Source organism: Aminobacter niigataensis (assembly GCF_946995915.1).
GTDB lineage: Bacteria > Pseudomonadota > Alphaproteobacteria > Rhizobiales > Rhizobiaceae > Aminobacter > Aminobacter niigataensis.
Genome location: NZ_OX341517.1, coordinates 1,526,577 through 1,538,203 on the forward strand (window position 1 = coordinate 1,526,577; position 11,627 = coordinate 1,538,203).

Consider the following 11,627-nt stretch of genomic DNA (forward strand, 5'->3'; position numbering starts at 1 on the left):
ATGGGTACTGGACTCGCCTTGGTCAAGCGGCGTTGTTGTCGCTTTCCTCAGGCGTGAAGAAGACGTCGGCGTGAATGTCGGCTGCCAAAACCCCGCTTGCGCCTAGAACGGCCATGGCTGAGTCGACCATGGCCGGAGGGCCGGCGACATAGGCCTTGGCGCCGGCAAGGTCGCGGTGATCTTGCGCGAGCGCGTCTGAAACGTAGCCGCTGCGGCGACCATCCGAGGCATCCTGCGAAAGCACCGGTACAAAATTCAGGTTGGGGAACCTCTGCGCCAGCGCCCGGAAATACGCGATCAAATAGAGGTCACGCTCGGCGCGGGCGCCGAAATAGAGATGGATAGGCGCGTCGAAGCCGCCATGCAGCGCCGTCTCGACGATCGACTTGATCGGCGCGAGGCCGCTGCCGCCGGCAAGCGCTACGATCGGGCCGGCGTGGGCTTCGCGCAGGTAGGCGGAGCCGGCCGGACCCTCGATCCGCACCTTGTCGCCCGCTGTGAGTGACGCATGGATCAGCCCGCTGGTGCGGCCGCCTGGCACAGCCCTGATGTGCAGTTCGATGAGCTCTTCGCTGGCGCGATTGGCCATTGAATATTGCCTGGGCGGCGCGCCGGGAACGATGAGTGTCAGATATTGCCCGGCGGCGAAGCGGAAGGCCGCGCGATCGGAAAGCCGCAGGTTGAGAGCAAGGATGTCATGGGTCATGCGCTCGATGGCGACGACTTCGGCGTCCTGGGTCACGGCGGGCCTTGCGACAAAGGCTTCGTCCAGCCATTCGACGGTGACGTCAGCTGTCGGCACCGACCGGCAGGCGAGAATCAGGCCATTGGCCCGATCCTCCTCCGTAAGGGCGAAAGGCGAATGCTTGCCGAGTTCGACATCGCCGGTGATCAGGCGCGACTTACAGGCGCCGCAGCGGCCGGAGCGGCAGCCATGCGGATAGGGAACGCCGGCCTCGAGTGCCGCCAGAAGGATCGTCTGGGCTTCGCCAACGGGGATACGTCGGCCGGGCTGGGGCAGGGTCAGGTAGGTCATGGTCATGCCGCTCGGGTCAGGTCCAGCAGCGCTTCGATCTCGGCGCGCTGGGTTGGGAAAGTGCCGAAGAAGACGTGCTTGTCGTCGATGATGGTGATCGGAGCGACGCGCACGCCGGTGCGGCGCTTGGCCTCGTCGGCGATGGCGGGGTCGCGCAGGTCGCGCTCGACGAAGGGGAGCTTCTGGGCATTCAGCCAGCGCTTCAGCGCCAGGCAGTCGGGGCAGGTGGGCGTGGTGAAGATCTCGATCCAGGGAGCGTTGGGCATGGCGGCCTCGCATGAGCAGACGTGGTGATGAGGGGAGGAGCGGCCTGCTGGGAAAGCAGGCCGCAAGGTTTGGCTACTCGGCGGGAACCAGCGACGGGGCGCCCGATGTGGCCGTCGCGCGGGCCGGAGCCTTGAAGCGCTTCAGCCGCATCGCATTGCCGAGCACGAAGACGCTCGACATCGCCATCGCGCCTGCCGCCAGCATCGGCGACAGCAGCGTGCCGCTGATCGGGTAGAGCACGCCCGCCGCGACCGGGATGAGGGCGGCGTTGTAGGCGAAGGCCCAGAACAGGTTCTGCCTGATGTTGCTGATCGTCGCCTTGGAAAGCGCGATCGCGTTGGTCACGCCCAGCAGGTCGCCGGACATCAGCACCACGTCCGCACTTTCGATGGCGACGTCGGTGCCGGTGCCGATGGCGATGCCGACCTCGGCCTCGGCCAAAGCGGGCGCGTCATTGATGCCGTCGCCGACGAAGGTCACCGCACGGCCGCCGGCCCTGAGGCGCTTGATGGCGTCGACCTTGCCGTCGGGCAGCACTTCGGCGACGACCTCGTCGATGCCGAGCTGGGCGGCGATGGCTTCCGCCGTGCGGCGGTTGTCGCCGGTGATCATCGCGACCTTCAGGCCCAGGTCGTGCAGAGCGCGGATGGCCTGCGGCGTCGTCGGCTTGATCGGGTCGGAGACGGCGATCACAGCTGCGAGCTTGCCGTCGACAGCCGCATAGAGCGGGGTCTTGGCCTTGTAGCCCATGCTGATCGCGGTCTCGGCGAACTCCTGCACGCTGATGCCGAGCTTGGCCATGTAGCGGTCGGCGCCGACTGCGATGCGATGCTTTCCGACGCTGGCGCTGACGCCGTACCCGGGCACGGCCTCGAACGCACCTGCCTCACCCAGCACAAGGCCTTCGTCCTTGGCGGCAGCAACGATGGCGGAAGCCACCGGGTGCTCGGACTGGGCCTCGACTGAGGCCACCAGGGCCAGAACCTTCGCACGGTCAAAGCCATTGGCAACTTCGAGGTCGGTCATCACGGGCTTGCCCGCCGTCAGCGTGCCGGTCTTGTCCAGTGCGACGACCTGCGTCGACTTCAGCGACTGCAGCGCCTCGCCGTTGCGGAACAGCACGCCGAGTTCTGCCGCGCGTCCGGTGCCGACCATGATCGAGGTCGGCGTGGCGAGACCCATGGCACACGGGCAAGCAATGATCAGCACGGCGACCGCATTGACCAGCGCGAAGCTGACGGCCGGCTCCGGACCGAAGAACAGCCAGACGGCAAAGGTCAGTGCTGCGGTGACCATGACGGCAGGTACGAACCAGGACGTGACCTTGTCGACCAGCGCCTGGATGGGCAGCTTGGAGCCCTGAGCCGTTTCGACCATGCGGATGATCTGGGCCAGCAGCGTGTCGGCGCCGACCTTGGTGGCCCGGTAGGTGAAGCTGCCGGTCTTGTTGATGGTGCCACCGACGACCTCGGCGCCTTCGCCCTTGCTGACCGGGATAGGTTCGCCGGAGATCATGGATTCATCGACAAAGGACGAGCCCGAAAGCACCGTGCCGTCGACCGGCACCTTGTCGCCCGGGCGCACCTGGATGACGTCGCCGGCGGCGACTTCTTCCAGGGCGACGTCGACGAACTCGCCGTTGCGCTGGACGCGCGCCGACTTGGCCTGCAGGCCCATCAGCCGCTTGATCGCTTCGCTGGTGCGGCCCTTGGCCTTGGCCTCGAGCACGCGGCCAAGCAGGATTAGCGTGATGATGACCGCCGAGGCCTCGAAATAGACATTGACCGTGCCAGCAGGCAGCGCGCCGGGCGCAAAGGTGGCGACCACCGAATAGGCCCAGGCGGCGGTCGAGCCGAGCACGACCAGCGAGTTCATGTCGGGCGCGAGCCGCACCAAGGCCGGCACGCCCTTCTTGTAGAAGCGCAGGCCGGGGCCGAACTGGACGATGGTCGCCAGCACGAAAAATGCGATGTAGAGGCTCTGCTGGCTGATATTCGTCAGCAGCCAGTGGTGCATCGGCGGAAACAGGTGCGAGCCCATCTCGAGCACGAAGATCGGCAGCGTCAGCACGGCAGCGATGGCGAAGTCGCGCTTGAGATGAGAGAATTCCCGGTTGCGGGCGTCCTCGCGGCTGTCGCCCTCGACGCCGGTCTTGTCGCTGCGGCGCGGCTCGTAGCCGGCCTTGCGGATGGCGGCGTCGATCGCCGAACGGGGGGCTGCACCGGCGAAAGTCTCAACGGTGGCGCGCTCGGTGGCGAGATTGACGGATGCCTTGAGCACGCCCGGTACGGCGGCGATTGCCAGCTCTACGCGACGGACGCAGGAGGCGCAGGTCATGCCCTCGATCTCGACCTCCGACTTTTCGACCGGAACCGCATAGCCGGCACTGTTGATGGCGGCGATAACGGCAGCGGAATCCGCCGTGCGGTCGAAGGCAACGTCAGCGCTTTCCGTGGCAAGGTTGACGGCAGCCGCGGTCACCCCCGGCACCTTTGATATGGCGACTTCGACGCGACGCACGCAGGAAGCGCAGGTCATGCCTTCGATCGGGAAGCTTTGCCGGACGGGGCTGGCCGCTGGTGGGTTCAAGGGAGCATTCATGGTCATGGACCTCTATTTCATCGATTTTCGAACCGAGGTCTAAGGCTTCCAGTGTTGGTAAGGTCAAGCGCTTTCCTACATGTTTTCCATCTAGGCGCTAACGCTTTGAAAACGTTTACCTATGCGCCCCAATTCGGATTGAAGGGGCTTTGCCGACGAGGGAAAAGTCGTGGTAACAAATCCGTGATTGAAAAATTGTTGACCTTACAGTGGCTGGAAACACCAGATTGCGGCTACGGCGTCATGCCGACCCGAATGAGGACTTGAAATGCTGAAGATGAATGTTCCCGACATGACCTGCGGCCATTGCGCCGGCATGGTGACCAAGGCCGTGCAAAGCGTCGACGCGGCCGCGCGTATCGACATCGACCTGAAGTCGCAGACCGTTTCCGTCGAAACGTCGGCCGATGCCGCCAAGGTTACCCAGGCGCTCGACGCTGCCGGCTATCCCGCGCAAGCAGTCTGACAGGGTCGAAAATCAGAGGCGGTGCGGGTGGGGAAATCCCGCCGCACCGCCTTTTTGTATTTCGTCCTGCCGGCAACAACATAACGCCGCCGCGGAAGAGTTTCCGACGCAGTCGAGGCGCCTGTAAAAATGACGCGGCCCTGGCCGGCCCTGCTCCCCTAGTATTTCGACGACAAATCAAGCTATGATGTGGCTGGCCTTCCTGCGGGGACAGCGTCCCCCGGGATGCCGGGAGGACAGAGGATGGCCATAGCGCTCGTACTCGTTCTTGTTGTCATTGGCTCGGTGCTGTTTCATGTGCTGAGCCCTTGGTGGTGGACGCCGATAGCCTCCAACTGGGGCTACATCGACAGCACCCTTGTCGTCACTTTCTGGATCACCGGTGCCGTCTTCTCGGCGGTCGTGCTGTTCATGGCCTATTGCGTTTATCGCTTCCGCCACAAGGAAGGGCAGAAGGCGGCCTACGAGCCTGAAAGCAGGAAACTCGAATCCTGGCTGACCCTGATAACGGCGGTCGGCGTGGCGGCGATGCTGGCACCCGGCCTTTATGTCTGGAAGCAGTTCGTCACCGTGCCGAAGGATGCGACCGAGGTCGAGGTCGTCGCCCAGCAATGGCAGTGGAGCTTCCGCCTGCCCGGAGCCGACGGCAAGCTCGGCACGTCGAACGCCCGACTGATCAATTCCGACAACCCGCTAGGCATCAATCCCGAAGATCCGAACGGCCAGGACGATGTCGTGGTCGAAGCAGCCGACCTGCACCTGCCGATCGACAAGCCGGTCAAGATGCTGCTGCGCTCGATCGACGTGCTGCATGATTTCTACGTGCCCGAGTTCCGCGCCAAGATGGACATGGTGCCGGGCATGGTCACCTATTTCTGGCTGACCCCGACGCGGACGGGAACGTTCGAAGTGCTTTGTGCCGAACTCTGCGGCACGGGACATGGGTTCATGCGCGGCATCGTCATGGTCGACACTGCGCAGGACTACACGACATGGCTGCAGCAGCAGTCGACATTCGCCCAGCTGACCGGGCCTGCCAAGGTGGGGGCGCTGGTCGACCGGGCGAAGGCTGCGGCGACAGTGGAATAAGGAGACACGGCGCGACCGCTCGATGGCGGCCTCACCGCGAAAGGCAGAGGCAAGAGCAACAGGTGCACGCATGGTCGATGTCACGCCGCACGGAGCAGACCTGATCCCACCGGCGGAAGTGGGCGAGATGGATCTCTACCATCCGCACAGCTGGTGGACGAAATACGTCTTCTCGCAGGACGCCAAGGTCATCGCCATCCAGTATTCCGGCACCGCGATGGCCATCGGCCTGGTGGCGCTGGTGCTGTCATGGCTGATGCGGCTGCAGCTCGGCTTTCCCGGCACCTTCGACTTCATCACGCCCGAGGCCTATTACCAGTTCATGACCATGCACGGCATGATCATGGTGATCTACCTGCTCACCGCGTTGTTCCTCGGCGGCTTCGGCAACTACCTGATCCCGCTGATGGTCGGCGCGCGCGACATGGTGTTCCCCTATGTCAACATGCTGAGCTACTGGATCTACCTGGTCGCGGTGCTGGTGCTGGTGTCGAGCTTCTTTGCGCCGGGCGGACCGACGGGGGCCGGCTGGACGCTCTATCCGCCGCAGGCGATCACTTCCGGCACGCCTGGAGGGCAGGACTGGGGCATCATCCTGATGCTGGTGTCGCTGATCCTGTTCATCATCGGCTTCACCATGGGCGGCCTCAACTATGTGGTGACCGTGCTGCAGGCCCGCACGCGCGGCATGACGCTGATGCGGATGCCGCTGACCGTGTGGGGCATCTTCACGGCAACGGTCATGGCGCTGCTGGCCTTCCCGGCACTGTTCGTCGCCTGCGTCATGATGCTGTTCGACCGCATCATCGGTTCGAGCTTCTTCATGCCGGCCATGGTCGAGATGGGCGAGCAGTCGCCGCACAATGGCGGCAGCCCGATCATGTTCCAGCACCTGTTCTGGTTCTTCGGCCACCCCGAGGTCTACATCGTGGCGCTGCCGGCCTTCGGCATCGTCTCCGACCTGATCAGCACGCATGCGCGCAAGAACATCTTCGGCTACCGCATGATGGTCTGGGCGATCGTCGGCATCGGCGCGCTCAGCTTCGTCGTCTGGGCGCACCACATGTACGTGTCGGGCATGCACCCCTATTTCGGCTTCTTCTTCGCCACGACGACGCTGATCATCGCGGTGCCGACCGCCATCAAGGTCTACAATTGGGTGCTGACGCTGTGGCGTGGCGACATCCATCTCACCTTGCCGATGCTGTTTGCGCTCGCCTTCATCGTCACCTTCGTCAATGGCGGGTTGACCGGCCTGTTCCTCGGCAATGTGGTGGTCGACGTGCCGCTGTCTGACACGATGTTCGTGGTGGCGCATTTCCACATGGTGATGGGCGTGGCGCCGATCATGGTCGTCTTCGGCGCGATCTATCACTGGTATCCCAAGATCACCGGCCGGATGCTCAACGAGGCGATGGGCCGGTTCCATTTCTGGGTCACCTTCATCGGCGCCTATCTGATCTTCTTCCCGATGCACTATGTCGGGCTGGTCGGCGTTCCCAGGCGCTATCCCGAACTCGGGGACACGGCGTTCATCCCGCCGTCGGTGCATACGCTGAACGAGTTCATTACCATCGCCGCGCTGACCGTCGGCTTCGCCCAGATGGTGTTCCTGTTCAATCTGTTCTGGAGCCTGCGCAACGGCAAGGATGCCGGCGACAATCCGTGGCGGGCGACGTCGCTCGAATGGCAGACGGCGGGCACGCCGCCGCCGCATGGCAATTTCGGCAAGGAACTGCCGGTGGTCTACCGCTGGGCCTATGACTACAGCGTGCCGGGTGCGCCTGAAGACTTCATTCCGCAGAACGACCCGCGCCCGGCGACGCAAGGCGGGCCGGCATGAGCGTCATCCTGGTCTTCCTCGCGCTGATCACGGCCATTGCGGGCTGGTGGCTGTCGCGCCAGCGGCTGATGTCCAAGCCGTGGCTCGAAGTGGGGCCGGTCACCGCCTTTCCCGAGACTGAAGCGCCGATCATGCATCCGGCGAAGATCGGGCTCGGCGTGTTTCTCGCGGTGGTGGGCGCGCTGTTTGCGCTGATGATCAGCGCCTATTTCATGCGCATGGTCTATGCCGACTGGCAGGCAGCGCCCGTGCCACAGCTGTTGTGGCTCAACACCGCGATGCTGGTGCTGGCGAGCGTCGCGCTGCAATGCGCGGTGGTGGCTGCCCACAAGGGGCAACGCGACAATCTCCGCCTCGCGCTGCTGGCCGGTGCGCTGACTTCGACGGTCTTTCTCGGCGGTCAGTTGCTGGCCTGGCGCGATCTGGCGGCACAAGGCTATTTCGCGACCGAGAACCCGGCGGTCAGCTTCTTCTACCTGATCACCGCGATGCACGGGCTGCACATCATCGGCGGCCTGGTGGCGCTCGGCCGGACCAATGTCAGGGCATGGCGCGGCGAAAGCTCGGCACATCTCGTCCTCTCGACGGAACTGTGCGCCATGTACTGGCACGTGCTGCTCATCGTCTGGCTGGTGCTCTTCGCCGTGCTGATGGGCTGGGCGGCCGACTTCATCGACATCTGCCGCCGATTGCTGAGCTGAGGAGAACGGGGATGGCCGAAACCACACTGGGACATGCCGACCACACCGCGCCGCGGCCGCCGGGCCTGCGCGGCTTCGTCGCCGACTGGTCGTCGGACCAGCGGGCGTTCAAGGGCGTCTCCTGGGGGAAGGCCATGATGTGGATCTTCCTGCTCAGCGACACCTTCATCTTCGGCTGTTTTCTCCTGTCCTACATGACGGCGCGCATGTCGACTGTCGTGCCGTGGCCAAATCCGAGCGAGGTCTTTGCCCTGCATTTGTTCGGCCAGGACATCCCGCTGATCCTGATCGCGATCATGACCTTCGTGTTGATCTCGTCGTCCGGCACGATGGCGATGGCGGTCAATTTCGGCTACCGGCGCGACCGCAAGAAGACGGCGATCCTGATGCTGCTGACCGCAGCCCTCGGCGCGACCTTCGTCGGCATGCAGGCCTTCGAGTGGACCAAGCTGATCAGCGAAGGCGTGCGGCCGTGGGAGAACCCGTGGGGGGCCGCGCAGTTCGGCTCGACCTTCTTCATGATCACCGGCTTCCACGGCACCCATGTGACGATCGGGGTGATCTTCCTGCTGATCGTCGCGCGCAAGGTCTGGCGCGGCGACTACGAAACCGGTGCGCGCGGGTTCTTCACCAGCCGGCGGGGCCAGTATGAGAGCGTCGAGATCATGGGGCTCTACTGGCACTTCGTCGATCTGGTGTGGGTGTTCATCTTCGCGTTCTTCTATCTCTGGTGAGGTGAGCGATGGCACAGGTCGAAGCGCAGGATCATGGGCTGCACGAGCACGCCGCAGCCGCTCACGCGGCTACCCATGCCGAGGGGCAGCAACACCCGATCAAGCTCTACCTCGTCGTCTGGGGCTGGCTTTTCATCCTCAGCGCCTGCTCCTACGCCGTCGATTATTTCGGCGTTCACGGCTATCTGCGCTGGGCGCTGATCCTCATCTTCATGATGCTGAAGGCCGGGCTGATCGTTGCCGTGTTCATGCACATGGCCTGGGAACGGCTGGCGCTGTCCTATGCAATCATCGTGCCGCCGCTGGTAATCCTGGTTTTCGTGGCGATCATGGTGGTCGAGTCGCGCTACACCGAAATCACGCGGGTGCTGTCCTTCGGCGCCGGGCCGTAACGGCAGCCGGCCGCTCCATGTCGCCGGCGCGTTCTTCGTTGACAGGAAAACTGATGGGAGGAGAATGAGTTTTCTCGTTCTTCGAGGATCACCCCCAACAGAAGGACGCCCAAAATGACGATCGCAAGGAAATTGCAAGACTACATGGCCGGCAAGGGTATCCCCTTCGATACCGTTGCCCATCACCGGACCTCGACCAGCAGCCAGACGGCGCAGGCGGCGCACATTCCGGGCAGGCGGCTTGCCAAGCCGGTGTTGCTCCACCACGAAATGGGCTACGCGCTGGCCGTGGTTCCGAGCAGCCACCGGGTCGAACTCAATACCCTGCAGGACGTGCTCGGCAAGCGGCTCGGGCTCGCCTCAGAAGACGAGGTCGGGCAACTGTTCAGCGACTGCGATATCGGCGCCGTGCCCCCGGTCGGTGCTGCCTATGACGTGCCCGTCATTCTCGACGAAAGCTTCGGCGCGGAGGGCGACGTCTATTTCGAAGGCGGCGATCATAAGACGCTGGTGCATGTCAGTGGCGGCGATTTCCGCAACCTGCTGCAGGGCGCGCAAGTCGCCCGTTTCAGCCACCCGGCCTGACAGGGGCCGGATACTTCAACGCCCGCCCCTCATCAGGGCGGGCGAAGTTTTTTCGAGAGAGAAAATGCGCCGGCGGCTGGGCGCCACCGGCGATGAGTTGGTCAGGCCCGCTTGCCTGCGGTGTTGACCGGCGCCGGTACCGGCGCGGCTTCAATCACCTTGCGGTAGAGATGCCAGGTCGAATGGCCGAGCACGGGCAGAACCACTGCCAGTCCGACGAGCAGCGGCAGCGTGCCGATGACCAGACCGACAGCGACGATCAGGCCCCAGAGCAGCATCGGTATCGGGTTGGCCATGATCGCGCGCGCCGAGGTCTCGACGGCGGCATAAGCACCGATGTCACGATCGAGCAGCACCGGGAAGGCGATGACCGTCGTGCTCAACGCGACGAGGGCGAAGGCGAAGCCGATGACGTTGCCGAGGATGATCAGCGTCCAGCCGCGCTGGGTGGTCAGCACGTCGCTGGCGAAACCGGAGAAGGTCGCTGGAGCACTGTCGCCGTACAGCCATGAAAACAAGGCCTGCGCGGTGAACAACCAGGCAATGAACAACGCCATCAGCATGATGCCGAGCACGGCAATCGCCGGCATGGCGGGCGAATTCCGGACGTCGAGCGCATGCCACCAGGAGGTATCCAGATTCTGTTCGCGCCGGCGGCTGATCTCGTAGAGGCCGATCGCGGCGAACGGGCCGAGCAGGGCGAAGCCCGTCATCAGCGGGTAGATGAGCTGAAGAGCGTTGCCGCCGGAGGTCCATGTAATGAGGAACACGCCGACCACCGGATAGATCAGACATAAAAAGACGTAGTGTGAAGGTTTGTCCCAAAAGTCTTCAAATCCGCGGCGAAGCGCGTCAAATACATCCGAAACCCCTATCCGGCGTATGGCGGGGTGTTCGACGTTGCTGCCGGTTCCTGCTGCGTAGACATGGAAACTTGCCATTAACCATTCCTCCGAGATCGGGCCCGGTTCGGTCGCGGCTTGCGGTGCTGCCGTCCAGCGTGACTGGTCACGCGAACCGCGACCTGCACCGTGGACGATGATAGCAATCATCGCGGCCCTTGTCGCCCCTGCCGCACCACGCCTCCGATTTCGCGGTCCTGCAGGCTCCAGAAGCTGCAACGCAATGGAGCATGGCGCGTTACCACAGCCGGGGATAGTATCGCTCGCGTCGACGTGGAGCGCCGACCTGACTTAGGAGATAGCCATGAGACTGACGGCATGGGGCGCATCCGCCCTTCTTGCAGCTTCGGTTCTAGCCAACAATCCGGTCCATGCGGCAGGCGATGCAGCCGCCGGCAAGAAGGTGTTCAGCAAATGCATGGCCTGCCATGACCTGGCGGTCGACAAGAACAAGATAGGCCCCTCCCTGCACGGCGTGGTTGGCCGTACTGCAGGCACGCTCGCCAGTTTCGAAGCCAAATACTCCGATGCCATGAAGCAGGCCGGCGCCGGCGGTCTCGTCTGGGACGAGACCAACATCGCCGCTTACATGAAGGCGCCGAAGGAAAAGGTGCCCGGCAACAAGATGGCCTTCCCCGGTCTCAAGGACGATGCCGACATCGCCAATGTGATCGCCTATATCGAGGAATCTTCGAAGTAGCAGCCAGGTCGGTTGCCTGTGCTGGCATCACGGCGGCTCGTCGCTGCAGCGGCGGAGCTGCGAATAATGCCTATTTTTTGGGCGGCATACTCCAAACGGGGGATGCTGCAGAATTTGGAATGGTGTTGGTAGCTTCGGTGCACCAAACGTCTAACAACTCATAACGTATGTCGGACGAAACATTGCAATTGGCGGCACAGCATTTTGAGCAAGCTCTGTATTGCAGGCCAGCGTTTTAAATAATCTAGCTATTAGTGCCTCTGTGAGGGGGGAAACTGCGGCTTCTTGGGGGACCCTCGGAAGCCGCGACA

The 11,627-nt window shown here is 63.5% G+C and carries 12 protein-coding genes; 8 read left to right on the forward strand and 4 right to left on the reverse strand.

What is annotated here, in order from left to right; translation table 11 throughout:
* Positions 1–22 precede the first annotated feature (22 nt).
* The 3 genes from O1Y97_RS07415 to O1Y97_RS07425 all read right to left on the reverse strand — a co-directional run bounded on the left by O1Y97_RS07415 (position 23) and on the right by O1Y97_RS07425 (position 3,910).
* Complete coding sequence (locus O1Y97_RS07415) at positions 23–1,042, reverse strand: 2Fe-2S iron-sulfur cluster-binding protein (protein WP_404801254.1); 1,020 nt, start codon at positions 1,040–1,042, stop codon at positions 23–25.
* Complete coding sequence (locus O1Y97_RS07420; RefSeq protein WP_183262533.1) at positions 1,039–1,302, reverse strand: glutaredoxin family protein; 264 nt, start codon at positions 1,300–1,302, stop codon at positions 1,039–1,041. The genes O1Y97_RS07415 and O1Y97_RS07420 overlap by 4 nt, the downstream gene beginning before the upstream one ends.
* A gap of 73 nt (positions 1,303–1,375) precedes the next feature.
* Entirely contained in the window at positions 1,376–3,910 is a 2,535-nt protein-coding gene (locus tag O1Y97_RS07425) for a heavy metal translocating P-type ATPase (RefSeq protein WP_404801255.1), read from the reverse strand.
* Positions 3,911–4,172: 262 nt separating this feature from the next.
* On the opposite strand from O1Y97_RS07425, the gene O1Y97_RS07430 reads away from it, so the two are divergent.
* From O1Y97_RS07430 to O1Y97_RS07460, 7 genes are all read left to right on the forward strand, one after another.
* Positions 4,173–4,370: a heavy-metal-associated domain-containing protein gene (locus tag O1Y97_RS07430; RefSeq protein WP_318763613.1), complete on the forward strand. Its 198-nt coding sequence runs from the start codon at positions 4,173–4,175 to the stop codon at positions 4,368–4,370.
* A 243-nt stretch (positions 4,371–4,613) separates the two neighbouring features.
* On the forward strand, positions 4,614–5,459 hold the full coding sequence (locus O1Y97_RS07435; RefSeq protein WP_183262532.1) for a cytochrome c oxidase subunit II: 846 nt from the start codon (positions 4,614–4,616) through the stop codon (positions 5,457–5,459).
* A 70-nt stretch (positions 5,460–5,529) separates the two neighbouring features.
* Positions 5,530–7,302: a cytochrome c oxidase subunit I gene (gene ctaD, locus O1Y97_RS07440; protein ID WP_318763614.1), complete on the forward strand. Its 1,773-nt coding sequence runs from the start codon at positions 5,530–5,532 to the stop codon at positions 7,300–7,302.
* Entirely contained in the window at positions 7,299–8,003 is a 705-nt protein-coding gene (locus O1Y97_RS07445) for a cytochrome c oxidase subunit 3 (RefSeq protein WP_183262530.1), read from the forward strand. The genes ctaD and O1Y97_RS07445 overlap by 4 nt, the downstream gene beginning before the upstream one ends.
* A gap of 11 nt (positions 8,004–8,014) precedes the next feature.
* Positions 8,015–8,737 carry a heme-copper oxidase subunit III family protein gene (locus O1Y97_RS07450; RefSeq protein ID WP_318763615.1) on the forward strand — a complete coding sequence of 241 codons (723 nt, stop codon included), beginning with the start codon at positions 8,015–8,017 and terminating at the stop codon, positions 8,735–8,737.
* Positions 8,738–8,745: 8 nt separating this feature from the next.
* A complete protein-coding gene (locus O1Y97_RS07455) occupies positions 8,746–9,129 on the forward strand; it encodes a cytochrome C oxidase subunit IV family protein (protein ID WP_318763616.1) in 384 nt (127 codons plus the stop codon).
* 114 nt (positions 9,130–9,243) lie between these two features.
* Positions 9,244–9,714: an aminoacyl-tRNA deacylase gene (locus O1Y97_RS07460; protein WP_108606726.1), complete on the forward strand. Its 471-nt coding sequence runs from the start codon at positions 9,244–9,246 to the stop codon at positions 9,712–9,714.
* 101 nt (positions 9,715–9,815) lie between these two features.
* Here the strand turns inward: O1Y97_RS07460 and O1Y97_RS07465 are convergent, their stop codons facing one another.
* Positions 9,816–10,655, reverse strand: coding sequence for a DUF2189 domain-containing protein (locus tag O1Y97_RS07465; RefSeq protein WP_108606727.1), 840 nt, complete (start codon positions 10,653–10,655; stop codon positions 9,816–9,818).
* Between the two features lie 265 nt (positions 10,656–10,920).
* Here O1Y97_RS07465 and O1Y97_RS07470 point away from each other — a divergent pair, with 265 nt between their 5' ends.
* Positions 10,921–11,316, forward strand: coding sequence for a c-type cytochrome (locus O1Y97_RS07470; RefSeq protein WP_318763617.1), 396 nt, complete (start codon positions 10,921–10,923; stop codon positions 11,314–11,316).
* The last annotated feature ends 311 nt before the right edge of the window (positions 11,317–11,627 follow it).